The 25,816-nt window shown below is 71.1% G+C and carries 25 protein-coding genes and 1 pseudogene; 17 read left to right on the top strand and 9 right to left on the bottom strand.

What is annotated here, in order from left to right:
- Positions 1-10: 10 nt before the first annotated feature.
- On the bottom strand, positions 11-967 hold the full coding sequence (locus AK36_RS23190; RefSeq protein ID WP_011884220.1) for a LysR family transcriptional regulator: 957 nt from the start codon (positions 965-967) through the stop codon (positions 11-13).
- A 195-nt stretch (positions 968-1,162) separates the two neighbouring features.
- On the opposite strand from AK36_RS23190, the gene AK36_RS23185 reads away from it, so the two are divergent.
- The 3 genes from AK36_RS23185 to AK36_RS23175 all read left to right on the top strand — a co-directional run bounded on the left by AK36_RS23185 (position 1,163) and on the right by AK36_RS23175 (position 4,919).
- Positions 1,163-2,473 (top strand): MFS transporter, encoded by a 1,311-nt coding sequence (locus AK36_RS23185; RefSeq protein WP_045579285.1) that lies wholly within the window; start codon positions 1,163-1,165, stop codon positions 2,471-2,473.
- Between the two features lie 133 nt (positions 2,474-2,606).
- On the top strand, positions 2,607-3,872 hold the full coding sequence (locus AK36_RS23180; RefSeq protein ID WP_045579284.1) for a Zn-dependent hydrolase: 1,266 nt from the start codon (positions 2,607-2,609) through the stop codon (positions 3,870-3,872).
- A gap of 24 nt (positions 3,873-3,896) precedes the next feature.
- Positions 3,897-4,919 carry a histone deacetylase family protein gene (locus AK36_RS23175; protein ID WP_045579283.1) on the top strand — a complete coding sequence of 341 codons (1,023 nt, stop codon included), beginning with the start codon at positions 3,897-3,899 and terminating at the stop codon, positions 4,917-4,919.
- Positions 4,920-5,060: 141 nt separating this feature from the next.
- Here AK36_RS23175 and AK36_RS23170 read toward each other — a convergent pair whose 3' ends face one another.
- Together AK36_RS23170 and AK36_RS23165 are read right to left on the bottom strand one after the other, a co-directional pair.
- Positions 5,061-6,266 carry an MFS transporter gene (locus AK36_RS23170; protein WP_014722793.1) on the bottom strand — a complete coding sequence of 402 codons (1,206 nt, stop codon included), beginning with the start codon at positions 6,264-6,266 and terminating at the stop codon, positions 5,061-5,063.
- A 490-nt stretch (positions 6,267-6,756) separates the two neighbouring features.
- Positions 6,757-7,668 (bottom strand): LysR family transcriptional regulator, encoded by a 912-nt coding sequence (locus AK36_RS23165; RefSeq protein ID WP_045579282.1) that lies wholly within the window; start codon positions 7,666-7,668, stop codon positions 6,757-6,759.
- Positions 7,669-7,875: 207 nt separating this feature from the next.
- On the opposite strand from AK36_RS23165, the gene AK36_RS23160 reads away from it, so the two are divergent.
- Positions 7,876-8,796: a pyridoxal-phosphate dependent enzyme gene (locus AK36_RS23160; protein ID WP_045579281.1), complete on the top strand. Its 921-nt coding sequence runs from the start codon at positions 7,876-7,878 to the stop codon at positions 8,794-8,796.
- A gap of 770 nt (positions 8,797-9,566) precedes the next feature.
- Here the strand turns inward: AK36_RS23160 and AK36_RS31710 are convergent.
- Positions 9,567-10,730: pseudogene (locus AK36_RS31710) on the bottom strand (DUF2242 domain-containing protein); the annotation flags it as partial.
- 139 nt (positions 10,731-10,869) lie between these two features.
- On the bottom strand, positions 10,870-11,763 hold the full coding sequence (locus tag AK36_RS23150; protein ID WP_034193230.1) for a LysR family transcriptional regulator: 894 nt from the start codon (positions 11,761-11,763) through the stop codon (positions 10,870-10,872).
- A 107-nt stretch (positions 11,764-11,870) separates the two neighbouring features.
- On the opposite strand from AK36_RS23150, the gene AK36_RS23145 reads away from it, so the two are divergent.
- Complete coding sequence (locus tag AK36_RS23145) at positions 11,871-12,626, top strand: TerC family protein (protein ID WP_034193231.1); 756 nt, start codon at positions 11,871-11,873, stop codon at positions 12,624-12,626.
- Between the two features lie 83 nt (positions 12,627-12,709).
- Positions 12,710-13,033, top strand: coding sequence for a TFIIB-type zinc ribbon-containing protein (locus AK36_RS23140; RefSeq protein ID WP_034193232.1), 324 nt, complete (start codon positions 12,710-12,712; stop codon positions 13,031-13,033).
- A gap of 104 nt (positions 13,034-13,137) precedes the next feature.
- Here AK36_RS23140 and AK36_RS23135 read toward each other — a convergent pair whose 3' ends face one another.
- The 3 genes from AK36_RS23135 to AK36_RS23125 form a co-directional block, all read right to left on the bottom strand.
- Entirely contained in the window at positions 13,138-13,554 is a 417-nt protein-coding gene (locus tag AK36_RS23135; protein ID WP_045579280.1) for an Hsp20/alpha crystallin family protein, read from the bottom strand.
- A 16-nt stretch (positions 13,555-13,570) separates the two neighbouring features.
- A complete protein-coding gene (locus AK36_RS23130; RefSeq protein WP_045579279.1) occupies positions 13,571-14,011 on the bottom strand; it encodes an Hsp20/alpha crystallin family protein in 441 nt (146 codons plus the stop codon).
- Between the two features lie 227 nt (positions 14,012-14,238).
- Positions 14,239-15,087 (bottom strand): LysR substrate-binding domain-containing protein, encoded by an 849-nt coding sequence (locus AK36_RS23125; protein WP_011884244.1) that lies wholly within the window; start codon positions 15,085-15,087, stop codon positions 14,239-14,241.
- 328 nt (positions 15,088-15,415) lie between these two features.
- Here AK36_RS23125 and madL point away from each other — a divergent pair, with 328 nt between their 5' ends.
- The 11 genes from madL (at position 15,416) to AK36_RS23070 (ending at position 24,510) form a co-directional block, all read left to right on the top strand.
- Entirely contained in the window at positions 15,416-15,811 is a 396-nt protein-coding gene (gene madL / locus AK36_RS23120; RefSeq protein ID WP_045579278.1) for a malonate transporter subunit MadL, read from the top strand.
- 11 nt (positions 15,812-15,822) lie between these two features.
- Positions 15,823-16,590: a malonate transporter subunit MadM gene (gene madM / locus AK36_RS23115; protein ID WP_045579277.1), complete on the top strand. Its 768-nt coding sequence runs from the start codon at positions 15,823-15,825 to the stop codon at positions 16,588-16,590.
- Positions 16,591-16,754: 164 nt separating this feature from the next.
- Positions 16,755-18,401 (top strand): malonate decarboxylase subunit alpha, encoded by a 1,647-nt coding sequence (gene mdcA, locus AK36_RS23110; protein WP_045579276.1) that lies wholly within the window; start codon positions 16,755-16,757, stop codon positions 18,399-18,401.
- A 10-nt stretch (positions 18,402-18,411) separates the two neighbouring features.
- A complete protein-coding gene (gene mdcC, locus AK36_RS23105) occupies positions 18,412-18,726 on the top strand; it encodes a malonate decarboxylase acyl carrier protein (RefSeq protein ID WP_045579275.1) in 315 nt (104 codons plus the stop codon).
- Positions 18,723-19,664 carry a biotin-independent malonate decarboxylase subunit beta gene (locus tag AK36_RS23100; RefSeq protein WP_045579274.1) on the top strand — a complete coding sequence of 314 codons (942 nt, stop codon included), beginning with the start codon at positions 18,723-18,725 and terminating at the stop codon, positions 19,662-19,664. Before mdcC ends, AK36_RS23100 begins: the two co-directional genes overlap by 4 nt.
- A complete protein-coding gene (mdcE, locus tag AK36_RS23095) occupies positions 19,651-20,358 on the top strand; it encodes a biotin-independent malonate decarboxylase subunit gamma (RefSeq protein WP_045579273.1) in 708 nt (235 codons plus the stop codon). The genes AK36_RS23100 and mdcE overlap by 14 nt, the downstream gene beginning before the upstream one ends.
- A complete protein-coding gene (mdcG, locus tag AK36_RS23090; RefSeq protein ID WP_014722801.1) occupies positions 20,345-21,013 on the top strand; it encodes a malonate decarboxylase holo-[acyl-carrier-protein] synthase in 669 nt (222 codons plus the stop codon). The genes mdcE and mdcG overlap by 14 nt, the downstream gene beginning before the upstream one ends.
- Positions 21,010-21,885 (top strand): triphosphoribosyl-dephospho-CoA synthase MdcB, encoded by an 876-nt coding sequence (gene mdcB, locus AK36_RS23085; protein ID WP_045579272.1) that lies wholly within the window; start codon positions 21,010-21,012, stop codon positions 21,883-21,885. Before mdcG ends, mdcB begins: the two co-directional genes overlap by 4 nt.
- Positions 21,882-22,814, top strand: coding sequence for an acyltransferase domain-containing protein (locus AK36_RS23080; protein WP_045579271.1), 933 nt, complete (start codon positions 21,882-21,884; stop codon positions 22,812-22,814). Before mdcB ends, AK36_RS23080 begins: the two co-directional genes overlap by 4 nt.
- A gap of 174 nt (positions 22,815-22,988) precedes the next feature.
- Positions 22,989-23,510, top strand: coding sequence for a phospholipase D-like domain-containing protein (locus AK36_RS23075; protein WP_045579270.1), 522 nt, complete (start codon positions 22,989-22,991; stop codon positions 23,508-23,510).
- A gap of 319 nt (positions 23,511-23,829) precedes the next feature.
- Positions 23,830-24,510 (top strand): phosphoribosyltransferase, encoded by a 681-nt coding sequence (locus tag AK36_RS23070; RefSeq protein WP_014722805.1) that lies wholly within the window; start codon positions 23,830-23,832, stop codon positions 24,508-24,510.
- Here the strand turns inward: AK36_RS23070 and phaZ are convergent.
- Positions 24,497-25,720: a polyhydroxyalkanoate depolymerase gene (gene phaZ, locus AK36_RS23065; RefSeq protein ID WP_043290951.1), complete on the bottom strand. Its 1,224-nt coding sequence runs from the start codon at positions 25,718-25,720 to the stop codon at positions 24,497-24,499. The genes AK36_RS23070 and phaZ overlap by 14 nt on opposite strands.
- Positions 25,721-25,816 lie beyond the last annotated feature (96 nt).

Here is a 25,816-nt window from a genome sequence, read left to right as displayed (position 1 = left end):
GCGCGCGTGCCTACGCGCCGAGCCGCTCCGCGAGCGAATGGCGCTGCATGCAGCGCTCCATCGCGTCGAGAAACGCCTGCTCGGCCGCGTTCATCCTGCGCTCGCGATGCCACAGCAGGAATACGTCGACGTCGATCAGCCCGTCGTCGGGCGGCAGGCGCCACAGGCGCTGCTGCGCGACGTCGTCGCGCACGATGTGCTCGGGCAGGCAGCCGATCCCGTAGCCGGCGAAGATCAGCCGCCGCACTTCATCGAGGCTCGGCGACGACGCGACGATGCGTCCGGTGAAGCCTTTCTGATCGCGGAACACGGTGAGCGGCGACAGGCTGTCGCCGATCTGGTCGCTGGTGAACGACACGAAGTTCTCCGCGAGCAGGTCTTCCATCCGCAACTGCGTCTGCCCGAACAGCCGGTGATGGCGGCCGCAATAGATCGCATAGCGCTGGCGCAGGAAGCAGCGCATCTGCAGCTTGTCGTGCGGCGTGCGGCACAGGCCGAGCCCGGCGGTGGCCGTCTTCTGCAGCAGCGACGACAGGATGTCCGACGAACGCATCACGTCGATCTGCAGGTCGATGCGCGGATACGCGCGATGGAATTCGGCGAGGAATTCGTCGTAGACGGGCGACTCGATGCGGCTCACCGTCAATAGCCGGATCGACCCGGTGAGGTCTGCGGTGCTGTCGTCGAGCTCCGTGTCGAGGCGCGACACGCCGCCGTAGATGTCGCTCGCGATCCGGTACACGGCTTCGCCTGCCGCGGTCGGCGCGAAGTGCGCGCCGCGCCGCTCGATCAGCTTGCGGCCGAGCGCGTCCTCGAGCCGCCGCAGCGCCTGGCTGACGGCCGGCTGCGTGACATGCAGGCGCGCGGCCGCACGGCTCACGCTGCGCTCCTGCATGATCACCAGGTAAGTGCGCAACAGGTTCCAGTCGAGGCGGTCGTTGACGAAGCGGGCGAGGTCGGCGCGCATCGGGGCTCCAGGCTGAACGTCGGAACGTTGGAATGGGTATTAGCCAGATTTATACGCGAAATAATAATTTGAAATTGGACTAATGATATGTGGCCGCCGATAAAGGAGGCGTGCCGCACCCGGCGGCACGGGGCCGCGACAGACGGCCGGCCATCACGATATTGCGCGTGCCGCGGCGCGCGTCAGGAGCCCCGCATGAGCCAGTCCCTTCCTAGCGCGCGTCAGCCGGCGCGTGCCGCGACCGCGGCGTTCATCGGCACGATGATCGAGTGGTACGACTTCTACATCTACGCGACCGCCGCCGCGCTCGTGTTCGGTCAGCTCTATTTCCCGTCGCACGACCCGTTCGTCAGCACGATGGCGTCGTTCGCGACGTTTGCCGTGGGCTTCTTCGCGCGGCCGCTCGGCGGCATCGTGTTCGGCCATCTCGGCGACCGCATCGGCCGCAAGAAGGCGCTGATGACGACGTTGATGATGATGGGCGTCGCGACGGTGTGCGTCGGGCTGCTGCCCGACTATTCGAAGGTCGGCGTGCTCGCGCCGGTGCTGCTGGTGGCGCTGCGCGTCGTGCAGGGGATCGCGGTCGGCGGCGAGTGGGGCGGCGCGGTGCTGATGGCCGGCGAGCATGCGCCGCAGGGCCGCCGCACGTTCTTCGCGTCGTTCGCGCAGCTCGGCAGCCCGGCCGGGCTGATCCTGTCGCTGGTCGCGTTTCGCGCGGTCACGTCGATGGACAAGGCCGACTTCCTCGCGTGGGGCTGGCGCGTGCCGTTTCTGGCGAGCGCGGTGCTGCTGGTGGTCGGCATCCTGATCCGGCTGGGCGTGAACGAGTCGCCGGAATTCGCGCGCGTGAAAGAGGCGAACCGCACGGTGAAGCTGCCGGTCGCCGAAGTGTTCCGCTCCGCGTCCGGGCTCGTGCTGCTCTGCATCGGCGCGAACACGATCGGGATCGCGGGCGTCTACTTCACCAACACGTTCATGATCGCGTACACGACGCAGTACGTCGGCGTGTCGCGCTCGCTGATCCTCGACAGCCTGTTCGCGGTCGCGATCATCCAGTTCGCCGCGCAGCCGGCTGCCGCGTGGCTCGCCGAACGCATCGGCAGCGCGCGGTTCCTGAAGATCGCCGCGCTGCTCGCGATGCTGTCGCCGTACCCGATGTTCATGCTGGTGCAGGGCGGCACGTCCGCGTCGCTGATCGCCGGCATCGCGCTCGCGGTCGTCTGCATGGCCGGCTTCTATTCGGTGATCGCCGGCTTCGTGAGCGACGTGTTTCCGGCCCACGTGCGCTATTCGGCGATCTCGCTCGCGTACCAGGTGTGCGGCGCGCTCGCCGGCGGCCTGACGCCGCTCGTCGGCACCTGGCTGGCGCATCGCTTCACCGGCCAGTGGTGGCCGCTCGCGGTGTTCTACACGGGCCTCGCCGGCATCTCGCTGCTCTGCATCGTCGCGCTCGACGCACGGCGCGCGTCCCGGCCGGCTGCCGCCGAGGCGCTCGGCTCGCGCTGAATCCCGACGCTTCGATCAGCCGCGCCGCGTGTGGGCGAACGCTGCCGGTACGCGACCGTCGCAGGGCGTGCGCGGCGGGATCGGCAGCGTGCGGAAATCGATACCCCCGACGAACGAATTCATTGGAGTGCACATGAACGACTTGCTGGAAGTCGACGGCCATCGCCTGTGGCAAAGCCTCGCCGACATGGCGCGCATCGGCGCGACGCCGCGCGGCGGCGTGCGCCGCCTCGCGCTGACGGACGACGACCGCCGCGCGCGCGACCTGTTCGCGCAATGGTGCCGCGATGCGGGGATGACGGTGCGGGTCGATGCGATCGGCAACCTGTTCGCGCGGCGCGACGGCGCCGATGCGCAGGCCGCGCCGGTGCTGATCGGCAGCCATCTCGACACGCAGCCCGAGGGCGGGCGCTTCGACGGCGTGTACGGCGTGCTCGCGGCGCTCGAAGTCGTACGTGCGCTGAACGACGCGCGCATCGCGACCGACAAGCCGCTCGAGATCGTGTCGTGGACCAACGAGGAAGGTGCGCGTTTCGCGCCGGCGATGCTCGGCTCCGCGGTGTTCACGGGCGCGCTGCCGCTCGACGACGCGCTCGCGCGGCAGGATGCCGACGGCATCGCGCTCGGCGCCGCGCTCGACGCCTGCGGCTATCGCGGCACGCACGCGCCCGGCGGCGCGGTCGATGCGTACTTCGAAGTGCATATCGAACAAGGCCCGGTGCTCGAGGCGAACGGCACGACGATCGGCATCGTCACCGGCGGCCAGGCGATCCGCTGGCTCGATGTGCGCGTGACGGGCCTGGCCGCGCATGCGGGCACGACGCCGATGGCGTATCGCCGGGACGCGTATTTCGCGTGCGCGCAGATCGCGCTGGAGCTGGAGCGGATCGTCGCCGGCTACGCGCCGCGCGCGCTCGCGACGATCGGGCAGATCGGCATCCGCCACGCGTCGCGCAACACGATCGCCGGCGACGTGACGTTCACCGTCGACCTGCGCCATCACGACGATGCGTGCGTCGACGCGATCGAGCAGGCGTTGCGCGAAGCGTGCGCGCGCGTGGCCGCCGCGCGCGACGTGCAGGTGTCGCTCGACACGTGCTGGCGCAGCCCGGCGACGCCGTTCGATGCGGCGTGCGTCGATCTCGTCGCGCGGGCGGCGCACGCGTTCGGCTATGCGAGCGAGCGCATCGTCAGCGGCGCCGGCCATGACGCGATCGTGCTCGCGCGCCGCGTGCCGACCGCGATGGTGTTCATTCCGTGCGTCGGCGGGCTGTCGCACAACGAGGCCGAGGACGCGCTGCCCGACGACGTGACGCGCGGCGCGAACGTGCTGCTCAACGCGGTGCTCGCGAGCGCCGGTGTCGCGACGCACGCGGCGGCCGCCGCGTTCGACGCGTGACGAGACGAACCGACGAGGACAACGATGAAAACCTTCTTCCATCCCGAACAGTTGCTGCACCATCCGCGCACCTACCTGTCGCGCGGCAGGATGCGCGAGCCGCAGGAGGTGCCCGAGCGTGCGGCGCGCCTCGTCGCGGCGGTGCGCGCGCTCGCCTTCGACGTGTGCGAGCCGGCCGACCGCGGCACCGCGCCGATCGCGGCCGTGCACGACATGAACTACCTGCGCTTTCTCGAGGAAGCGCACCGCGACTGGAAGCGGATGCCCGACGACTGGGGCGACGAAGTGATGTCGAACGTATTCGTGCGCGACCCGAACCCGCTGCGCGGGATACTCGCGAAAGCCGCGCGCTATCTGGCCGACGGCAGTTGCCCGATCGGCGCGCACACGTGGCGCGCGGCGTACTGGTCGGCGCAGAGTGCGCTCGCGGCGGCCGCGCACGTCAACGACGGCGCGCGCGACGCGTACGCGCTGTGCCGTCCGCCCGGTCATCATGCACGGCGCGACGCGGCCGGCGGCTTCTGCTACCTGAACAACGCGGCGAGCGCCGCGCAGGCGCTGCTCGGCCGCCATCGCCGCGTGGCGGTGCTCGATACCGACATGCATCACGGGCAGGGCGTGCAGGAGATCTTCTACGATCGCGACGACGTGCTGTACGTGTCGATCCACGGCGACCCGACCAACTTCTACCCGGTCGTCGCCGGTTACGAGGACGAGACGGGCGCGGCGGCCGGCGACGGCTACAACCTGAACCTGCCGATGCCGCACGGCGCGCCGGAGTCGGCGTTCTTCGAGCGGCTCGACGATGCGTTGCGCGCGCTCGCGCGTTTCGAGCCCGATGCGCTCGTGCTCGCGCTCGGCTTCGACATCTACAAGGACGACCCGCAGTCGCAGGTGGCCGTCACGACCGACGGGTTCGGGCGGCTCGGCGGCGCGCTCGGTGCGCTCGCATTACCGACGGTGATCGTGCAGGAAGGCGGCTATCACCTCGAGAGCCTCGACGCCAACGCGCGCGCGTTCTTCAGCGGGTTCGCCGCTGCACGCTGAGCGTCGCGGGCGCGGCCGCCGCGCGCATGCCGCTGACGATGAAGAGCGCATCGGCATCCCGGTGCGGGCCGGTCGCCCGTTGCCGGTCGCCGGTAACCGGTTGTCGCGCCGCGTGCCGGCGTAATGCGGATCGCGCGGCGTTTACGAATTCGCGGCAACCGGTGCGCGCCGGCGTTGCGCCCGCTGCAGCGCGACCAGCGCGAGGCCGGCCGCGGCGATCAGCGCGCCGACGAGCGGCACGGCCGGGTAGCCGAAGCCGGCCGACAGCGCGGCGCCGCCGGCTGCCGCGCCGAGCGCGTTGCCGAGGTTGAACGCGCCGATGTTGACGGCCGACGCGAGGCCCGGCGCTTCGTGGGCCGCGCGCATCACGCGCATCTGCAGCGGCGGCACCACCGCGAACGTCGCGATGCCCCACACCAGCAGCGTGAGCGCGGCGCCGACGTGCGTGCGGGCGAGCAGCGGAAAGGCGGCCATCGTCGCGATCAGCAGCACCAGGAAGCCGATCAACGTGCCGTCGAGCGAGCGGTCGGCGAGCCGGCCGCCGGCGATGTTGCCGATCGAGAAGCCGACGCCGATCAGCACCAGCATCGCCGTCACGAAGGCGGGCGTTGCGCCGCTCACGTGCGCGAGCGTCGGCGCGACGTACGTGTAGAGCGTGAACATCGCGCCGGCGCCGAGCACCGTCGTCGCGAGCGCACCGAGCACGACGGGACGCGTGAGCACCGCCAGCTCCGCACGCAGGTCCGGCATCTTGCCGGCGTCGCCCTTCGGCAGCGCCGCGAACAGGCCGGCGATCGCGATCACGCCGAGCGCCGCGGTGGCCGCGAACGACATCCGCCAGCCGATCATCTGCCCGAGCCAGGTCGCGGCCGGCACGCCGCCGACGTTGGCGATGGTCAGACCCATGAACATCGTCGCGACCGCGCTGGCCTGCCGCTCGCGCGGCACCAGGCTGGCCGCGACCACCGAGCCGAGCCCGAAGAACGCGCCGTGGTTCAGGCTCGTGACGAGCCGCGCGAGCAACAGCGTCGTATAGCCCGGCGCGACGGCCGACAGCAGGTTGCCGAGGGTGAAGATCGACATCAGCGCGATCAGCGCCGAGCGGCGCGACCAGCGCGCGAGCAGCAGCGTCATCAGCGGTGCGCCGGCCATCACGCCGATCGCATACGCGCTGATCAGCATGCCGGCCTGCGGAATCGACACGTGCACGCCGTCGGCGATCACCGGCAGCAGGCCCATCGGCGCGAATTCTGTCGTGCCGATGCCGAACGCGCCGGCGGCGAGCGCCAGCAGCGGCAGCGCGGTGCCGTGGGCCGCGCGGGAGGGAGAAGTGGAGTTGGGGTTCACGCGATGCCTTCCTGTCAGCGTTGCGCAACGGCAGCGGGCCGTCGCGGACAGCCTGCAGTGTGCCCACATTGTTCTGATGAAAAAAGCCGCATGCGCACGAAATAATCTTGATTCGATGTCAAGAATGCGTGAGGCGGGCGGCGTGCCCGCGCGCTGCGACGGCCGCGTCGGCGGGCCTCGAGCAAAAAAAGCCCCGGTCACAGGGGGACCGTGACCGGGGCGAAAAGGCATCCTCTCTTTGGCACGAGGAATGGATGCGCGCGAAGTATATTTCGCGGCATTGCGATTCGAAATGACGTTAAACGGCTGTTTTTGGCGTCAATTTAAAAATACCGACACGGTAATGTTGTGCGTTATGTATTTGAAAGGATTTTCGTCGGGGTGCTGAAGTGTTTAGTGCGCGATGGCCGCGAAGCCGGTCGCGGCGGCAGGCTGGCGGCCTGCCGTCCGAACGAGCGCCGACGAGTGCGGCTGCCGTGCGCGCTTGCGCTCAGTCCGCCCGGTCGACCACTGCGTGCACGGCTTCGAGAAACCGCGCGACGACGGGAGACGCCGGCACGGCCGCGCCGTCGAACACGAACTCGATGTCGAAGCGGCTCGCCAGCTCGTCGAGCGCGACGAGCCGGACCGTGTGCGGACACGTCGGCGCCGCGCTGTGCGGCACGAACGCGCAGCCCATGCCGGCCGCGACGAGGCCGATCAGCGTCGGGATGTCGCTGCCGACCTGCGCGATGCGCGGCGTGAAGCCCGCGCGCTCGCATTGCGCGATCAGGAAGCGGTGGTGCGCGGCCGAGCGCTGCGCGTCGAACCACACGAACGGTTGGTCCGCGACGTCCGCGAGCGAGTGCGGCGCATCGAAGGGCTCGCCGGGCGGCGCGGGCATCGCGAGCACGAAGCGGTCGCTCAGCAGCCGCACGCCGGACAGGTGCGGCGCCTCGTCGCGACGCCACGCCATGATCCCGCCGTCGAGCTGGCCGCGCACCAGCGCGTCGGCCTGTTCGGCCGACAGCATCGGCGCGATCGACAGCTTCACGTCCGGGCATGCGGCGCGAAACGCCTTCAGCACGTTCGCGAACACCGGCAGCGGCAGGCAGTTCGGCAGCGCGCCGAGCCGCAGTTCGCCGAGCTGGCCGGCCGCGCTGCGCAATGCGCGTTCGCGGCTGTCCCGCACCGTGGCGAGCACGGCGGTCGCATCGCGCAGGAAGCTCGCGCCGGCCGCCGTCAGCGTGACGCCCGTCGCGCGGCGGATCAGCAGCGGCGTGCCGATCGCGTCCTCCAGCTCGCGGATCTGCCGCGACAGCGCCGGCTGCACGATGCCTGCCGCGCGGGCGCCGCCCATCACGCTGCCGGCTTGCGCGACGGCCACGAAATAACGCAGGTGACGCAGTTCGATCTGGCGCATGCGGGTGGGGACTCCGGTTTCCGGTTTCGGTTGGTGAGAATGATATGCCTGACAAGCATGGCGAATACGCTTCGATGGTATTGGAAAAGCATGGCCCGCGTGCCGTACGATGGTTGCCGTTGCCGTTGCCGTTGCCGTTGCCGTTGCCGTTGCCGTTGCTTGATCGACGGCTGCGCCCGTCCCTCGTGTTCCATCGTGATCCGCACCATGCCGCTCCATATTCAGACGCCGTACCTCCGCTCGCACACCGCCTCCCGCCGGCTCGGCGCCGACGTCTGGTTGAAGCTCGATGCGCTTCAGCCATCCGGTTCGTTCAAATTGCGCGGGATCGGCGCGGTGTGCGCGGCGCGACAGGCGGCCGGCGCGCGTCGCTTCGTGTCGTCGTCGGGCGGCAATGCGGGCATCGCGGTCGCGTATTGCGGGCGCGAACTCGGCGTGCCGGTGCTGGTGGTGGTGCCTGAAACCGCGTCCGTGCGCGCACGCGAACTGATTCGCGGCGAAGGGGCCGAGGTCGTCGTGCATGGCGCGAGCTGGGTCGAGGCCAACGCGTTCGCGCTGGCGGCCGTCGGCGAGCACGACGCGTTCGTGCACCCGTTCGACGATCCGGTGTTGTGGGGCGGCCACGCGACGATCGTCGACGAGATCGCGGCCGTCGGCCCGAAACCCGACGCGATCGTGCTCGCGGTCGGTGGCGGCGGGCTGCTGTGCGGCGTGCTGGAGGGGCTCGCGCGCAACGGCTGGCACGACGTGCCGGTCGTCGCGGTGGAGACGGCGGGCGCCGACTGCTATGCGCGCTCGGTCGCGCAGCGGCGTCCGGTGGAACTGCCGGCGATCGAGAGCATCGCGACGTCGCTCGGCGCGAAGCGGCCGTGCGACGCGGCGCTCGAGTGGGCGAGCCGGCATCCGATTCATCCGGTCGTCGTATCGGATGCGCAGGCGGTGGCCGCCTCGTTGCGGCTGGTGGACGAGCACCGGCTCGTCGTCGAGCCCGCGTGCGGCGCCGCGCTGGCTGCGCTCGAACGGCCGGTGCCGGTGCTGGCCGCGGCGTCGAACATCGCGGTGATCGTCTGCGGCGGCGTGACGGCGACCATCGAGCAACTGCAGTCGTGGAGCGCTACGTTGCGGTGAGGTGTGGCCGTCCGTGACGCTCGGCCGGTGACTGGCGGCGATCGAGCCGGATGCGTGACGGCGGTGCGAACGGACGGCGATGGCTTGTCGGTGTGACTTCGCGGTGTCTGTCGCGCGGTGCTCGGCGGGGCTGGCTCGCGATTCGCGTTGCCGTGAGCGGATGCGAGCGCGGCGCGTGAGGTGGTCGGCCGCAGCGGCGCAGATCGCTATGCGACGACGAGGACGAGGGCGTGTCGTACCCGCCGTCGGCCGCATGCACGAGCGGCGCGCTCGCGATCGGTTCCGCACACGGCGGGCGAAGCGCCGACGCATCGAAGCACTGTGTCGCGCGAAACGTCCACCGTTCCGTCGCTACGTGCGCATGGCACGCGTGGACGAGGGGCGCGTGGTCAGTTGGCCGGCGCTGCGCTGACCGCGGTCGGCGCGAACGATGCTATGGGATCGGCGGTGGGTGCGGACGCCGACGTATTGCTTGCGGAGGCCGCAGCGGCGTGCGTGGTTGCCGTTGCCGTGGGACCGGACATTGCCAAAGCTGCGCTCGAAGCGACCGGCGTGCCGCGCGTGCCGGTGGGTGCCGACGCGGAAACCGCTTCCGACGCAGCGGCATGAGGCGGCGCAGACGAAGCCGTGGAAGCGAGGACGGGAGCCGAAGCGAGTGCTGCGGCCGTAGCCGATGCAGAAGCCGCAGCATGGGCCGCAGCCGAAGCAGCTGAACCGGCTGCCGAAATCGAAGCAGTCTCGAGTGCTTGCGGTGAAGCCGGAGAGAGCGTCGCGGCCGGAGCGGACGCCGAAGCCGAAGCAGGTGCAGCGGTCGAAACAGCGGCTGGCAGCGACGCAGTAGCTGAAGCCGGGCCGTGGGCTGAAACAGGAGCGGAGGCCGAAGCCGGTGCGGGTGCCGAAGCGGGAGCAGGAGCAGCTGTCGACCCCGAAGCAGGTGAAGGCGAAGCAGGTGCCGCGGCCGGAGCGTGTGTCGAAACTGGACCGTGGGCCGAAACCGGAGCGGATGTCGAAGAGGCTGCTGGCGCGGAGGCCGCTGCGGGTGCCGAAGCGGGTGCCGGAGCCGAAGCAGGTCCGGAGGCCGGGGCAGGCGCCGAAGCGGCACCAGCGGCCGAAGCCCGAGCCGCAGCCGAACCAGTCGCCGAACCCGCTCCTCCACCCAGCGTCGCCCCGCGCATCGCACTCGGCGCGACCACGGCCGACCCAGCCGCCGCCCCCACCGGCCCCCCCGAACCCGGCGCGACCCCCGTCCCCGAAAGCGGCACCGGCGCGGCCGGCGGCGTCGGTACGACCGGCGTCGTCATCTTCATCGGTTCGCCTTGCGGCGTCGGCGCCGGCTCGGGCAGCGGCGCGACATGCTCCTTCTCGGCCGCTTTCACGGTCGCGCGATCGCGGCGGGCCGGATCGATCTTCAGGAAATGGTCGACCAGATTGAAAAAGCGTTCATAGAAGACGCCCGCCGGAATCGTCTCGCTCGCCGTTTTCACGAGCGCGTCGTCGCTCGAGCCGATCGGCAGCGACAGCGAGCCGAACACGCTCAGGCCGACGCTCGCCGACGTATTCGACTTCTTCAGCGTATAGCGGTCCTGCACCGCATTCACGTACGCGATGCTCGACGAGCCGTCGGCGTTCGCGTCCGCGCACACGACGTGAAACTCGATCACGACGTGCATGTCGTTGTTCGGCTGGAAGTTCTTGCTGCCGTCGACCGCATCGTTGCGCGACGACGACACCACGTAACCCTGGCTCAGCAGCGAGCGCCGCGCGGCCTCGCAGGCCGCCTCGGACTTCGCATGGAACGTATGCGCATACGGGCTGCTCGTCGCGTCGAACTGTTCCTGCTGATAGATCGGCTTGGGCGGCGACGAGCACGCGGCCAGCACGGTGGCGGCCGCGAGCGCGCACGAAACGGAGGACAGGCGAAATCGGTTGTGCATGGCGTCTTTCAGAGGGCTCGGCGAGTTGCCGCGACGGCGGGCGAGCGCGAGGTCGCGCGACGTCGGTGCGCGCACGGCGCGCGAGGCAATCTCGTATGGCCGGGGCGTCATTATAGTTTCGTTTGATGTCGCGCTCGCTTCAGTCGGCCGGCGTCGCGCGTGCCGCCGCGAGCAGTTGCGACGCCAGCGGATGGTGCTCGCCGCGGCGCGAGCGGATCGCGTGGATTTCCTCGGTCACGTCGCCCGCCCGCCCGAGCCGGCGCAGGCCGCGCAGCAGCGCCGCATCGTTCGCGCCGAGCTCGCTGAGCGGAAACACGCCGAGGCCGCGCGCGCCGAACACGGCCATCAGCGCGCTGTCCTCGAATTCGCCGGTCACGCGCGGCACGATCCGTTCCCGTTCGAGCCACAGGTCCAGGCGCGCGCGCAGCGCCGAATGCGCGGTCGGCAGCAGCACCGGCAGCTCGGCGAGACACTGCGGAAAACGCTGCCGCGCGGCCGGTGTGACGAGCGCCGCGGGGCCGTACCAGTCGACCGGCGATGCGACGAGCCGCTCGCTCGTCACGCGCAGGTTCGAGCCGGCCGGCGCGCCCTGGCCGGCCAGCACGAGGTCGAGATGATGCAGCGCGAGCTCGGCCAGCAGCGCATCGTGCTCGCCCTCGTGGCACAGCAGCCGCAGCGCGGGCGTCTCGAGCACCGGCGCGAGGATCGCATGCGCGGCGAGCTTCGAGATGCCGTCCGCGAGGCCCACCGCGAGCCGCACGGTCGGCCGGCCGGCGGCCGCGCGCACGTCGTCGGGGATCAGCCGGCCCATCTCGAAGATCACCTCGGCGCGCGCATACGCGGCGCGGCCGGCGTCGGTCAGCGCGACGCCCCGGCCGGCCGGACGCAGCAACTGATGACCGAGCGACTTTTCCAGCTCCCGGACCTGCGCGCTGATCGTCTGCACGGCCATGTCGAGCCGCTGCGCGGCGCGCGCAAAACCGCCTTCTTTCACGACGACCCAGAAGTAGTACAGATGGCGAAAATTCAGCATCGCGACGATATATCGAAAAAACCGCACCAAAGCTCAGATTCTCGCTGATTTTTCCGAAGTCGTGGATTGCCTATCATCAGGTTTTCCTCTCGCGAACCGGGCCTTCCATGGACTACCTGCTGACGCTTGCCGCCGACCCCGCCGTCTGGGCCGCGCTCCTGACCCTCGTGGTGATGGAGGTCGTGCTCGGCATCGACAACCTGATCTTCATCTCGATCCTCAGCAACAAGCTGCCCGAAGCGCAGCGCGCGCGTACGCAGCGCATCGGCATCGCGCTCGCGCTCGTGATGCGCCTCGCGTTGCTGGCCAGCGTCGCGTGGATCGCCAGCCTCACCGAACCGGTGTTCACACTGTTCGGCCACGCGTTCTCGTGGCGCGACGTCATCCTGCTGTCGGGCGGCCTGTTCCTCGTCTGGAAGGCGACCACGGAGATCCATCACCACGTGTCGCACGACGGCGACGACGACGGCGCGCGCAGCGGCGCGGCCGGCCTGACGATGTGGGCCGCGGTCGGCCAGATCGTGATGCTCGACATCGTGTTCTCGATCGACAGCATCGTGACCGCGATCGGGATGACCGAGCACGTGCCGATCATGTTCGTCGCGGTGATCGTCGCGGTGAGCGTGATGCTGTTCGCGGCACAGCCGCTCGCGCGCTTCATCGACCGCAACCCGACCATCGTGATGCTGGCGCTGTCGTTCCTGGTCGTGATCGGCATGACGCTGATCGCCGAAGGCTTCGGCTCGCATGTGCCGAAGGGCTATATCTACGCGGCCATGGCGTTCTCGGCGTTCGTCGAAGGCATGAACATGCTGGCGCGGCGCGCGAAGGCGAAGCGCGCGGCGCGGGCCGAGCATCACTGAGCTTCGCCGAGCGTCACCGAACGAGCCGGCGGGCGGGCGACGCCCGCCGCCGATGCGCAATCCAGTCCCGAAGGAGCCGCCTGATGAAATGCCCTGTCTGCAAGACGCCGGACCTGCTGATGGCCGAGCGCCAGTCGATCGAGATCGACTATTGCCCGACGTGCCGCGGCGTGTGGCTCGATCGCGGCGAACTCGACAAGCTGATCGCGCGCGAAACCGGCGAGGTACGGCCCGATGTACGGCACGACGCACGGGCTAACGCACCGGCTGACGGGCGGCCCGATCGCCACGCGCCGCGCGGCCGAGACGGGGGCTGGCCGCGCGACGCGCGCGCCGACGACGACCGCCATCGGCACGGCGGCCAGCGGCGCAAGCGGTCGGTGTTCGACCTGTTCGATTTCGATTGAACGCGGCCGCGCGGGCGCGGGCCGCCGCATGTGAAAAATCCCCGTCCGGGACCATGCCCGGCGGGGATTTCATCGCATGTCGTCGTCGGCCGGTTTTCGCGCGCTTACGCGCCGTCGACCGTCACGTCGATACGGCGCGGACGCGCTTCTTCGCGGCGCGGGATCGTCAAGGTCAGCACGCCGTCGCGCAGGTTCGCGTCGATGCGCGTCGTGTCGAGATCGGCGCTCAGCACGAACGAGCGCACGAAGCGCGGCACGCGCACTTCCGCATGCCGCACGCGCAGGTCGGCCGGCGTGTCGATGCGCGCTTGCGCGTCGATCGTGAGCGTGTTGTCGTGCACCTTGACGTCGAGGTTCTCGCGCGGCACGCCGGGCAGGTCGGCGCGCAGCGTGACGCGCTGTGCGTCCTCGACGATGTCGACGGCCGGCGTGATCGCGGGCCGGCGCGCGCCTTCGGCAGCGGCGGCGGCCGGCTGTGCGGCGTCGGTTGGACGTTCGGTCAGGGTCTGGCTCGTGTTCATGTCGGTCTCCTGAAGTTCACTGAACGGTGATGGCACGCGGCTTCGATTCCTCGCGGCGGCCGACGCGGATCAGCAGGCAGCCGTTTTCGTAGCGCGCGCTGACCTTGTCGGGATCGGCGTTCTGCGGCAACTCGACCACGCGCCGGAAGGCGCCGTGAAAGCGCTCCTGCGCATAGGTGCGCACGTCGTCGCCGCCGTCCTGCGGCACCGGCTTGCGCTCGCCGCTGATGGTCAGCAGGTCCTTGTCGATCGACACGTCGAACTCGGCGGCGGCCATGCCGGGGGCGAACGCGACGATTTCGATCGCGTCGTCGGTCGCGCCGATGTTCAGCGCCGGGAACGCGGTGGGCCGCACCGCGCGGATGCCGGTCGGCAGCTCGCCGAACAGGCTCGCCATCTGCCGCTGCAGGCGCGTGAATTCGTCGAACAGATCGTTGCCGAAATACATACCGCTCATGATGGTCCTCCTGAACGTGAAGCGCGGAATACGCGCCGACGCAGCCCCGTCGACGCGCACGGTGCGCGTGGTGGGCATTGCCTGATGACGCTTAGTTAGTGGCCGGCGAGCGGCATTTCAAGAGGGTGGATTGCAGCGGTGGCGGCGGCGTGTCGCGACGCGTCGCCGTGGCTCACGTTCGACGCCGCCCTCGACCGCCGCCACCGTCGCGACCGCGACGCATCCCGCTACAACCCCGCCGCCGCCGCGATCAGCGTCGCCTCGAGCGCAAGCGTCGAGCGTGACGCCGCGGCCGGCCGGTCGATCACGTATTCGAGCTCGCCGAGTTCCGGCAGCCCGGCGTCGAGCCGCGCGAGTCCGGCCGGGATCACGTAGCCGGCGAACGCGCTCACGCCGAGCCCGGCGCTCGCGGCCGCCCGCAGCACCGCGATGCTGCTGCTCACGACGGCGATCCGGTAAGGGCGGCCGACCGCTTCGAGCGATTCGAGCACGCGGCGCCGCGACACGCTCGGCTCCGGATGCATCGCGAGCGGCAGCACGGCCTCGTGGCCGGTGATCGCCGAATCGGGGCCGGTGCACCAGTACAGCGGCTCGCTGCGGATCACGCGGCCGCGCCGGCTGCCGGCGACGCGCTTGGCGAACACCAGATCGTGGCGGCCTTCGTCGAGCGCGTCGAACAGATCGCCCGACAGCCCGGTCGAGATCGCCAGCTCGACGTCCGGATTGCGCTGCACGAAGCTCGCGAGCGCGGCCGTCAGATGCGCGGACGCGAAATCCTCCGACATCGCGAGCCGCACCTTGCCGGACAGCGGCGGCCCGCACACCGACGTGACGGCTTCGTCCATCAGCTCGAGAATGCGCACCGCGTAGCGCAACAGCGCGTCGCCGTGCTGCGACAGGCGCACGTTGCGCGTGTCGCGCTCGAACAGCGGCCGGTCGAGCAGCTCCTCGAGGCGGCGGATGTGCTGGCTGACGGTCGACTGCGACAGGCTCACGCGCTCGGACGCGGCGGTGAAGCTGCCGGACTGCGCGACGGCGACGAAGCTGCGCAGCAGTTCGGGCGGTAACGGACGCATTGCTAAATCCACTGAATCGGTTTCGACAACTTCATAAATCGCCGGATTTTGCGGCGCTAGTATCGGATCACGCGCCAGTGCGGCCCTTCAAGGCCGGCCGCACCGGCGGCGTAGCCCGTGTCGCGCCGGCGGCTGCTTCGGTCAGTCTAAGCCATCCGGCGTTCGGCCCGAACCCGCATCATCCCATCGACCCCGAGAACGCGCTCGCACGACGAGCCGCCGGGCCGCGGCGCCGCGCCGCAGGAGACGGACAGTCCGCCCGGGTATCGGCGGCCGGGCCTCCCTCCCGCACGCGTCAGGCGCCGCACCAAGAGACTGGAGACGACTCATGATCATCTACGGAACCGCGCTGCTGGCGTTCTGCCATCTGGCCGGGCTGTTCCTCGGCGACCTGCTGGGCGCCACGATCGGCGTGAAGACCAACGTCGGCGGCGTCGGCATCGCGATGCTGCTGCTGATCTGCCTGCGGCTGTGGCTGCACCGGCGCGGCTGGCTGCCGAAGGAGACGGAAGCGGGCGTCGGGTTCTGGGGCGCGATGTACATCCCGGTCGTCGTCGCGATGGCGGCGAACCAGAACGTCGTCGCCGCGCTGAAGGGCGGCCCGGTCGCGCTGCTGGCCGCGCTCGGCGCGGTCGCGATCTGCGCATGCTGCATCGCGGTGCTGGTGCGCACCGGACGCGACGACACGGCCTTCGCCGGCGTGCCGCAATTCGAAGAACAGTGACGGAGGCCGCCATGCTGCAGATGCTCGAAAAAACCGTCGCCCACAACGGGCTCGTCGCGTCGTTCGCGCTGGTCGGCCTGATCATGTGGCTGTCGTCGATCGCGTCGCGCCGGCTCACGTTCGGCCGCGTGCACGGCTCCGCGGTCGCGATCGTCATCGGTCTCGCGCTCGCGTACGTCGGCGGCGCATTCACCGGCGGCGACAAGGGCCTCGCCGACGTGCGGCTGTTCGCCGGCATCGGCCTGATGGGCGGTGCGATGCTGCGCGATTTCGCGATCGTCGCGACCGCGTTCGAAGTGCAGCCGGCCGAGGCGCGCAAGGCCGGCCTCGTCGGCGTCGTGTCGCTGTTGCTCGGCACCGTGCTGCCGTTCATCGTCGGCGCGAGCATCGCGCGCGCATTCGGCTACACCGATGCGGTCAGCATGACGACGATCGGCGCGGGCGCTGTCACCTACATCGTCGGGCCGGTCACCGGCGCGGCGATCGGCGCGAGCTCCGACGTGATCGCGCTGAGCATCGCGACCGGCCTCGTGAAGGCGATCATCGTGATGGTCGGCACGCCGGTTGCCGCCAACTTCATGGGGCTGAAGACGCCGCGCTCCGCGATGATCTTCGGCGGGCTGGCCGGCACGGTGAGCGGCGTGAGCGCGGGCCTCGCCGCGACCGATCGCCGGCTCGTGCCGTACGGCGCGCTGATCGCCACGTTCCATACGGGCGTCGGCTGCCTGCTCGGGCCGTCGCTGCTGTTCTTCGCGACGCGCGCGCTGGTCGGCGCGTAGCGTGCGCCGGCGGCCCGCGCGGCTCGTGCGTGCGGCCGGCACGCGCGTGCGGCGACCGGCCGCATCCATCGCGGCGCCCTCTGAGTCGCATTCGTCATCGTCATCAATCGGCGGCAGCCCGCGGCTTAGAATGCCGCTGAACCATCGAAGCGGGAGAACTCTTCATGACCGGATGGAATCACGCGCGGCAGGCGCGCGACGCACGCATCGCGGCCGGCGCGGCGTTCGCGCGCGGCAAGCGCGTCGAGGCACGCGACGCCGTCGCGCTGCTCGAAGCGGTGCTGCAGCCGGGCGATCGCGTGTGCCTCGAAGGCGACAACCAGAAGCAGGCCGACCTGCTCGCCGTCGCGCTCGCCGACGTCGACAACACGAAGATCCACGACCTGCACATGGTGCAGTCGGGCGTCGTGCTGCCCGAGCATCTCGACGTGTTCGAGCGCGGCATCGCGAAGCGGCTCGACTTCGCCTATTCGGGCCCGCAGTCGCAGCGCATCGCGAAGCTGCTGTTCGGCGGCAAGATCGCGCTCGGCGCGGTGCACACGTATCTCGAGCTGTTCGCGCGCTACTTCATCGATCTGACGCCGCAGGTCGCGCTGATCGCCGCCGTCAGCGCCGACGCCGACGGCAACCTGTACACCGGCCCGAACACCGAGGACACGCCGACCGTCGTCGAAGCCACCGCGTTCAAGGACGGCATCGTGATCGCGCAGGTCGACCGCATCGTCGACAAGGTGCCGCGCGTCGACATTCCGGGCGACCGCGTGCATTTCGTCGTCGAGGCGGGGCGGCCGTTCTACGTCGAGCCGCTGTTCACGCGCGACCCGGCCGCGATCACCGAAACGCAGATCCTGACCGCGATGCTCGCGATCAAGGGCATCTACGAGCCGTACGGGATCAAGCGGCTGAACCACGGCATCGGCTTCAACACGGCCGCGATCGAGCTGCTGCTGCCGACCTATGGCGCGAAGCTCGGGCTGAAGGGCAAGGTCTGCACGCACTGGGCGCTCAATCCGCACCCGACGCTGATCCCCGCGATCGAATCGGGCTGGGTCGAACAGATTCACTGCTTCGGCTCCGAAGTCGGGATGGACGACTACATCCGCGCGCGCTCCGACGTCTGGTTCACCGGCCCCGACGGCTCGCTACGCTCGAACCGCGCGTTTTGCCAGACGGCGGGCCTCTACGCGTGCGACATGTTCATCGGCTCGACGCTGCAGATCGACCTGGCCGGCCATTCGTCGACGGTCACGGCCGAGCGCATCGCCGGTTTCGGCGGCGCGCCGAACATGGGCAGCGACGCGCGCGGCCGGCGCCATCCGAGCGAGCCGTGGCTGAAGGCCGGCGCGCAGGCCGACCCCGACACGCCCGCGGCGCTCAGGCGCGGCCGCAAGCTGGTGGTGCAGATCGGCGAGACGTTCGGCGACAAGAACGTGCCGATGTTCGTCGAGAAGCTCGACGCGCTGAAGCTCGCCGACAAGCTGCAGCTCGATCTCGCGCCGATCATGGTCTACGGCGACGACGTCACGCACATCGTCACCGAGGAAGGGATCGCGAACCTGCTGATGTGCCGCGACCTCGACGAGCGCGAGCAGGCGATCCGCGGCGTGGCCGGCTACACGGAGGTCGGCCGCGGCCGCGACCGCCGGATGGTCGAGCGCCTGCGCGAGCGCGGCGTGATCCGCCGCCCGGAGGATCTCGGCATCGATCCGCTCGACGCCGACCGCCGCTGGCTCGCCGCGCGCTCGATCAAGGACCTCGTGCACTGGTCGGGCGGCCTCTATGCGCCGCCGGCCCGGTTCCGCAACTGGTGAGGAAGACGGGATGGAACAGTTGAACTATCGGTTCGCCGCGCGCGCGCGTGCGAAGGGCCGGCTGGCCGCGGCGCTCGTCGGCGTGGTCGCGTCGGGCAACCTGGAGGTGCTCGTCGAGCGCGTCCTGCCCGACGATCAATGCGAGATCGACATCCGCACCGCGGCGGTCGGCTTCGGCGCGGTGTGGCGGGCCGTCGTGGCGGACTTCGTCGAACGGTGCGCGCCGGGCGGGCTGAAGCTGTCGATCAACGACGGCGGCGCGCGGCCCGACATGGTGTCGCTGCGGCTCGCGCAGGCCGTGCGCGCGATCGAGGGGGGCGCATGACGAACCCGACGATTCACGACCACGACGCGCCCGCGTTCGTCGCGAACGACGCGAGCTGGTACGAGGCGTCCGCGCGGCAGCGCATCGACGCGCTGCTCGATGCGGGCAGCTTCGACGAATTCCTCGGGCCGGCCGAACGCGTGGCGAGCCCGCATCTGCCGTTGTTCGGGCTGCCGCAGCAGTTCGACGACGGGATGGTGGTCGGCCACGGCCGGCTCGACGGCAGGCCCGTGCTGATCGCCGCGCAGGAAGGCCGCTTCATGGGCGGCGCCTTCGGCGAAGTGCACGGCGCGAAGCTCACGGGGCTGCTGCGCGCGGCGCGCGAGGTCGGCAAGCCGGTGTTGATCCTGTTCGATACCGGCGGCGTGCGGCTGCAGGAAGCGAACGCGGGCGAGCTCGCGATCGCCGAGATCATGCGGGCGCTGGTCGACGCGCGCGCGGCCGGCGTGGCGGTGCTCGGGCTGATCGGCGGGCGCGCCGGCTGCTACGGCGGCGGCGGTCTGCTCGCGGCCTGCTGTTCGGCGTTGGCGGTGTCCGAGCAGGGACGCATCAGCGTGTCGGGGCCCGAGGTGATCGAGACCAATCGCGGCGTGGAGGAATTCGACGCGAAGGATCGCGCGCTGATCTGGCGCACGATGGGCGGCAAGCACCGGCGGCTGATCGGCGGCGCGGACCGCTACGTCGCCGATACGCCGGCCGCGTTCCGTGCGGCGGCGCTCGAACTGCTCGGCTGCGCGCCGGCGTTCGATACGGCGATGCTGCGCGCGGAGCAGGCGCGTCTCGAAGCGCGCGTCGCCCGCTTCGGCCGATGTGCGGATGCGCTCGACGTGTGGCGCGCGCTCGGCGCGGATCGGCCGGAAGCGATTCCCGGCATGCCCGACGACGCATTCGCCAAGCTCGCCGACCAGTTACAGGAGCCGCAGCATGACGCTCGATGAAGTACTGACCTCGCTGTTTCCCGCGGGCCATTCGATTGCGCGCGATGGCGGCCTGCTGACGGGCTCGGCGCAACTGGGCGGCACGCGCGTCGACGTGATCGGCGTCGCCGAGCGTCTGCCGTTCGGCATCGACGAAGCGCTGGCGCTCGCGTCGCAGGTGCTCGCCACGATCGAGCGCGGCGGCGACACGCCGATCCTCGTGCTCGTCGACAGCGACAGCCAGCGGATGAGCAAGCGCGACGAACTGCTCGGCCTGAACGAAGGGCTGTCGCATCTCGCCAAATGCCTGATGCATGCGGAGCTCGCCGGGCACCGGACGATCGGCTTGCTGTACGGCCATACGGCCGCCGGCGCGTTCATCGCGACCGCGCTCGCGACGCGCACGCTGCTCGCGCTGCCGGGCGCTGAGCCGGAGGTGATGGACCTGCCGTCGATGTCGCGCGTGACGAAGCTGCCGATCGACGTGCTCGAGGCGATGGCGCGCTCGACGCCGGTGTTCGCGCCGGGGCTCGACAATCTCGTGAAGATGGGCGCGGTCGACGCGGTGCTCGATCCGGCCTGCGCGCTCGACGCGCAGGTCGGCGAGTGGCTCGCCAGGCCAGTCGATCGCAGCGACACGCGCGCCGCGCGCGGCCGCCCGGTCGCGGCCGACGTCGCGCGTCGCGTCGAGGCGCTCGCGCGTGCCGCGCGCTGACGCACCGCTGCGCCGCCACACGCTCGTCACGCTGACGGCGGCCGGGTGGTCCGCCGCGTTCGCGCGCGATCCCGCGCTCGCGGCCGATCCGGTCGTGCATGCGTGGGCTGCCGACGGCCGGCCGCTGATCGTGCGCCGCGCCACGCCCGACGAAGCCGACGCGGCGCGCGTGCCGCTCGGCATCCCGTTGCCGCCTGCCGCCGGCAAGCGGCGCGTCGCGCTGAACGTCGCGGCCGATGCCGTCGCAGCGCGTCGCGCGTTGCCGGCGCTGGCCGACGTGCTCGCCGCCGCGCCCGCCGCATGGCAGCCAACGCTGCGCGAACTGGCTGCGCTGGGTGCGCGCTGCGGCGTCGAGGGGCGCGTGTTCGGCAGCCTCGCATGGCAGACGCTGACCGGCGAACGCTATCTGAGCGACGGATCCGATCTCGACGTCGTGTTTCCGCTGCCGGCCGCGGCGCTGCGCGACGCGCTGCTCGACGGCCTCGCGGCGCTCGACGCGCGCGCGCCGATGCGCATCGACGGCGAATTGCTGCGCGACGACGGCGCCGGCGTGAACTGGCGCGAACTGTACGCGCGGCTGCCGGAAGTCGCGGTGAAGACGGCGCTCGCCGTCGAATTGATGTCGGTGGAAGCCTTCGCGCGAGGTGTGCGATGAATGCGTGGGCTGCGTGCCGCACGCTCGCGCCGTCCGGCGCCGAGCGCATCGCCGAACTCGCCGAGCGCAGCCTCGTGCTCGAAATCCGGACTTATCCGAAACCGGGGCTCGTCAGCCACGTCGACACCGGCAGCCATGCGGACATGGACGCGGCGACGTTCGCACGCAGCGCGGCCGTGCTGCGGCCGTACTTCGCGGAACTCGCCGAGGCCGGCGCGCGCGACGCGGACATGGGCGCGCTGCGCAAGATCGGGCTGCGCGCGGAACATGCGATGCTTGCGGCGACGGGTGGCGTGAACACGCATCGCGGCGCGATCTTCGGGCTCGGGCTGCTGTGCGCGGCGGCCGGCCGGCGCGCCACGGCCGATGCAGCCGGTGCGGCCGCCCGCACGATGACGCTCGGCGCATTCGTCGCACGGCGGTGGGGCGCTGAGATCCTCGGCGGCCCGCGGCTGCCGGACAGCCACGGCGAGCGCGCGAGCCGTCGCTACGGCGTCGGCGGCGCGCGCGGCGAGGCGGCCGGCGGCTTCGCGACGGTATATCGCGTCGGCTTGCCGGCGTTGCGGCGCGCCGCGCGCTGGATGCCGGGCGATGCGGAAGCCGCGCGCGTCGAAGCCTGCTTCGCGCTGATCGCCGCGCTCGACGATACGAACCTGCTGCATCGCGGCGGGCGCGACGGGCTCGACTTCGCCCGCGCGAGCGCACGCGCATTCGTCGCACGCGGCGGCATCCGCGCGCGCGACTGGCGGCTGCGCGCCGCTGCCGCGCACCGCGCATTCGTCGCGCGCCGCCTCAGCCCCGGCGGCGCGGCCGACCTGCTCGCGATGAGCGTATTCGTCGACGCGCTCGACGCCGACGAGGCGCAACGATGACGCTCGCGATCCTGTGTTCAGGGCAGGGCGCGCAGCGCGCCGACATGTTCGAGCTGACCGGTGCGGCGCCGCAGGCCGAACCGCTGTTCGCACACGCGGGCCGGCTGCTCGGCGACGATCCGCGCGACTGGGTGCGGCGCGCCGGGCCGGACGCGCTCGGCGAGAACCGCGCAGCGCAGATCCTCTGCACGTTGCAGGCGCTCGCCGCGACCGCACTGCTCGCGGCCGCGTGGCCGCGCCGCCGCTGCGTGGCCGGTTACAGCGTCGGCGAAGTCGCGTCGTGGAGCGTGGCCGGGATGATCGATCCGCACGACGCGCTGGAGCTCGCCGATGCGCGCGCGCGTGCGATGGATGCGGCCAGCGGCGGCGATGAACGGATGGTGTTCGTGCGCGGGCTTGCGCGCGCGCAGCTCGCGGGCCTGTGTGACGGCCGCGACGCGGCGATCGCGATCGCGAATCCGGACGATGCGTTCGTGGTGGCCGGCGCCCAGCCCGACGTCGCCGCGGTGGCCGACGCTGCGGCGGGCGCGGGCGCATTGCGCGTCGCGCCCGTGTGCGTGCGGATCGCATCGCACACGCGCCGGCTGGCGGCAGCGGTGCCGCCGTTTCGCGCGTCGCTCGCCGCGGCGAACGTGCGCCGGCCGCTGCCCGGCACGCGCGTGTTTGCCGGGATCGATGGCGGGTCGGTGCTCGATGTCGACGTGGGGCGCGACAAGCTGGCGCGGCAGATCGCGGAGCCGGTCGAATGGGCGGCGTGTCTGGCCGCTTGCGCCGAGGCCGGCGCAAGCGCGTTCGTCGAACTCGGGCCGGGCCGCGCGCTCGCCGAGATGGCGGCGGCCGCGTATCCGGCGCTGCCGGCGCGCAGCGTCGCCGATTTTCGCTCGGTCGACGGCGTCGAGAGCTGGCTCGCGCGGGTCGCGGGCGACTGATCGGTAGCGCGTGGCGCGGCGCAATCGGATGCAAGTCGGCGTGTAGCTCGGCACGTTACTCGGCGCGCAATCCGGCACGCGACACGGCCCGTGCGATCGCCGTGGCGCTATGGGTGTTGCGCCGGCGCAGCATCGTGTCGGCTGGCGCTTGCCACGCGAATTGGCATCGCTAAAATGGCGCCCGCCATGAGACCAGCCGCCATTCTTCTCGCCGCGCTCGGCTGCGCGGCGAGCGCCCACGCCAGCCCCATTCCGTCCGACGCCGCGTCGGTCGGCACATACTTCTCCTATGACAATTTGGCCGCCGACGCGACCGTCGACCTGATCGACAACGCGCAGCGGCGCGTGCTGCTGGCCGGCTATGCGCATGTGCCGCCCGCGGTCGCGGCCGCGCTGCGGGCGGCGCGCGCGCGCGGCGTCGACGTGCGCGTCGTGCTGGTGCGCTCGGCGCGTGCAGGCAGGTATAGCGGCGCCGGTTACCTGAAAGCGGCCGGCATCGACGTCGCGATCGACTCGCGGCACGACGATCCCGCGCCGCGTTTCGCGATCGTCGACGACAACGTCGCGCTGCCGACGCTGTCCGAAGGCGCTGCCGCGCACGCGGAGACGGTCAACGTATTCCAGCGCGCGCCGGAGCTCGCGCAGTCTTACGCGCAGTCGTTCTGGCGTCTGTACCGGCAGGCCGCCGGGCGGTGAGCGGGCGGGGCGGGCTGCGCGGCTTATGAGCCGCGTGTCGGCGCGCTCCGCGTTGCGAGCTCCGCGCGCAGCGGGCCGGCTCGGGTTCTGGGCCGCGTTGGTCTACCGCCCAACTTTCGCGCGACGCTCTTCGTCGCGTTCCCTGCGGGCGGTGCCCGATACGCCGGTATGACCCCGCTTGCATCGGCGTCAGCGATGAACCATGCTCGTTGAACGGGCGCAGGTGCGGCTCGGCATCGATCGCGGTAGCGCGTACCGCATGTCCCGCATCTTTCATCACGCATCCCGCCCCGAAGCCCCACAACCGCGCCGCGACAGCATGGCCCCGAACCTGCCCGAATGTTTCACCGATCGCGCCGACGCCGGGCGCCGGCTCGCGCATGCGCTCCACGGCTATGCGGACCGTCGCGACGTCGTCGTCCTCGCGCTGCCGCGCGGCGGTGTGCCGGTGGCGTTCCCCGTCGCGCAGGCGCTGCGCGCGCCGCTCGACCTGCTGATCGTGCGCAAGCTCGGCATGCCGTCCGATCCGGAGCTCGCGATCGGCGCGCTCGCGACGGGCGGCGCGATTCATCTGCGGCATGCGGCGATTCGCGCGATGGGCGTGACGCGCGACCAACTGGCCGACGTGATCGCGCGTGAAGCCGCCGAGCTGCAGCGCCGCGACGCGCTGTATCGCGGCGCGCGGCCGCCGCTGCCGGTCGAAGGGCGTGTCGTGATCGTCGTCGACGACGGCGTCGCGACCGGCGCCTCGATGCGCGTCGCGCTGCAGGCACTGCGCGCGCGCCGTCCCGCGCGCATCGTGGCTGCCGTGCCCGTCGCGCCGGCCGGTGCCGCGCATATGTTCGACGACGTGGCCGACGCGTTCGTCACGGTGTTGCAGCCCGCGCGGTTCTTCGGCATCGGCCAGTTCTATGCGGATTTCGACCAGGTCGGCGACGACGAGGTGCGCGCGCTGCTCGACGCGGCACGCGTCCGGCACGACGGGATCAGCCCCGCCTGATGCGGCGCCGGCGCGGCCGCGGGCGTTCGGCTTCGGCCTGCGCGAACATCCGCTGCAGCGCCGGGTGGACGTCGGCGTGCCAATGGTCGCCAGTGAAGAGGCCGTAGTGATCGCACTCGTCGACATCGACGCGATGACGCTCGCCGGCCGTCAGCCCGCCGCACATGTCGAGCGCCGCATGGGTCTGCCCGGCGCCGGTGACCGCGTCGCAGCGGCCTTCGACGGTCAGCAGCATGACGCCGCGCAGCACGGCCGGCTCGACGCGCCGGCCGCCCACGTCCCACGTGCCGTTGGCGAGGCACATCCGCTGGAACACGATGTCGACGGTATCCAGAAAATACTCGGCCGGCATGTCGAGCAGCGCCGTGTACTCGCGCAGGGCGCGCCGTGCGTCGGCCAGCGCCGCCATGTCGACGCGCGATGCGGCGCGCGCGTAGTTTTCGATCAACGACATGAAACGCTGCGGATACAGCAGTGCGATTTCGCCCTGCTGAAGATAGGTTGGGAACACGTGACGGCCGTGGCCGGGGAAGCATGGCGGCACGATATCGATCAGATGACGGCGGCACCACGCGAGCGAATGCGACGCGGCCGTCGTGCCGAGCGCGCTCGGATTGACGCGCGCGTCGATTGGGCCGCCGATCAGCGTGATGCTCGCGGGCGGCGGCAGGCCGCGCGCGGCGCGCAGCGCGAGCGCGCCGAGCGCGGGCACCGTCGCCTGGCATACGGCGACGACGTGCAGCGGCCGGGCGTCGCTCGCGAGCGCGTCGACGAAGCCGTCGAGCGTCGCCACGTACTCGTCGAGCCCGAAGCGGCCCGCGGCGAGCGGGACGTCGCGCGCATTGACCCAGTCGGTCACGCAGACGTCGCCGTCCGCGAGCAGCGCCTCGACCGTTTCGCGCATCATCACGGCCGCGTGCCCGGCGAGCGGCGCGCACAACAGCACGGTGCGGCGCGTGCCGGCTTGCGCGAAGCGTCGCAACTGGCAGAACGGCGTGTGCGCGACGATCCGCTCGTCGATGCCCGGCTCGCGCAGCTCGAAGCGCGGCGGGCCGGCGGCCGGGCCGAGCAGCGGCTCGAACAGGTCGTCGTAACACGTGGACGCGCTGTGCGGCAGCGTCGCGGCCGGCCACACGTCGAACGCGTGACGCGTCGCCGCGCGCCAGGCGCGCATCCATTCCCGCTGCTGTTCGACGACGGCGTACCACATGGGAGACCTTGACGCGGAAGGGGCGTGAATCTGCATTATGGTCATTCCGGACGCGCCGCGGGTGTCCGATGCGTGACCGGGTGATGCGCATCAATC

The organism is Burkholderia vietnamiensis LMG 10929 (assembly GCF_000959445.1).
GTDB lineage: Bacteria > Pseudomonadota > Gammaproteobacteria > Burkholderiales > Burkholderiaceae > Burkholderia > Burkholderia vietnamiensis.
This window is presented reverse-complemented; position numbering and strand designations above follow the sequence as displayed.

What these genes read in the sequence shown, in the direction of transcription:
- AK36_RS23190 (WP_011884220.1), bottom strand. Translation starts at nt 967, where the DNA reads ATGCGCGCCGACCTCGCCCGCTTCGTCAACGACCGCCTCGACTGGAAC.
- AK36_RS23185 (WP_045579285.1), top strand. Translation starts at nt 1,163, where the DNA reads ATGAGCCAGTCCCTTCCTAGCGCGCGTCAGCCGGCGCGTGCCGCGACC.
- AK36_RS23180 (WP_045579284.1), top strand. Translation starts at nt 2,607, where the DNA reads ATGAACGACTTGCTGGAAGTCGACGGCCATCGCCTGTGGCAAAGCCTC.
- AK36_RS23175 (WP_045579283.1), top strand. Translation starts at nt 3,897, where the DNA reads ATGAAAACCTTCTTCCATCCCGAACAGTTGCTGCACCATCCGCGCACC.
- AK36_RS23165 (WP_045579282.1), bottom strand. Translation starts at nt 7,668, where the DNA reads ATGCGCCAGATCGAACTGCGTCACCTGCGTTATTTCGTGGCCGTCGCG.
- AK36_RS23160 (WP_045579281.1), top strand. Translation starts at nt 7,876, where the DNA reads ATGCCGCTCCATATTCAGACGCCGTACCTCCGCTCGCACACCGCCTCC.
- AK36_RS23150 (WP_034193230.1), bottom strand. Translation starts at nt 11,763, where the DNA reads ATGCTGAATTTTCGCCATCTGTACTACTTCTGGGTCGTCGTGAAAGAA.
- AK36_RS23145 (WP_034193231.1), top strand. Translation starts at nt 11,871, where the DNA reads ATGGACTACCTGCTGACGCTTGCCGCCGACCCCGCCGTCTGGGCCGCG.
- AK36_RS23140 (WP_034193232.1), top strand. Translation starts at nt 12,710, where the DNA reads ATGAAATGCCCTGTCTGCAAGACGCCGGACCTGCTGATGGCCGAGCGC.
- AK36_RS23135 (WP_045579280.1), bottom strand. Translation starts at nt 13,554, where the DNA reads ATGAACACGAGCCAGACCCTGACCGAACGTCCAACCGACGCCGCACAG.
- AK36_RS23130 (WP_045579279.1), bottom strand. Translation starts at nt 14,011, where the DNA reads ATGAGCGGTATGTATTTCGGCAACGATCTGTTCGACGAATTCACGCGC.
- AK36_RS23125 (WP_011884244.1), bottom strand. Translation starts at nt 15,087, where the DNA reads ATGCGTCCGTTACCGCCCGAACTGCTGCGCAGCTTCGTCGCCGTCGCG.
- madL (WP_045579278.1), top strand. Translation starts at nt 15,416, where the DNA reads ATGATCATCTACGGAACCGCGCTGCTGGCGTTCTGCCATCTGGCCGGG.
- madM (WP_045579277.1), top strand. Translation starts at nt 15,823, where the DNA reads ATGCTGCAGATGCTCGAAAAAACCGTCGCCCACAACGGGCTCGTCGCG.
- mdcA (WP_045579276.1), top strand. Translation starts at nt 16,755, where the DNA reads ATGACCGGATGGAATCACGCGCGGCAGGCGCGCGACGCACGCATCGCG.
- mdcC (WP_045579275.1), top strand. Translation starts at nt 18,412, where the DNA reads ATGGAACAGTTGAACTATCGGTTCGCCGCGCGCGCGCGTGCGAAGGGC.
- AK36_RS23100 (WP_045579274.1), top strand. Translation starts at nt 18,723, where the DNA reads ATGACGAACCCGACGATTCACGACCACGACGCGCCCGCGTTCGTCGCG.
- mdcE (WP_045579273.1), top strand. Translation starts at nt 19,651, where the DNA reads ATGACGCTCGATGAAGTACTGACCTCGCTGTTTCCCGCGGGCCATTCG.
- mdcB (WP_045579272.1), top strand. Translation starts at nt 21,010, where the DNA reads ATGAATGCGTGGGCTGCGTGCCGCACGCTCGCGCCGTCCGGCGCCGAG.
- AK36_RS23080 (WP_045579271.1), top strand. Translation starts at nt 21,882, where the DNA reads ATGACGCTCGCGATCCTGTGTTCAGGGCAGGGCGCGCAGCGCGCCGAC.
- AK36_RS23075 (WP_045579270.1), top strand. Translation starts at nt 22,989, where the DNA reads ATGGCGCCCGCCATGAGACCAGCCGCCATTCTTCTCGCCGCGCTCGGC.
- AK36_RS23070 (WP_014722805.1), top strand. Translation starts at nt 23,830, where the DNA reads ATGGCCCCGAACCTGCCCGAATGTTTCACCGATCGCGCCGACGCCGGG.
- phaZ (WP_043290951.1), bottom strand. Translation starts at nt 25,720, where the DNA reads ATGTGGTACGCCGTCGTCGAACAGCAGCGGGAATGGATGCGCGCCTGG.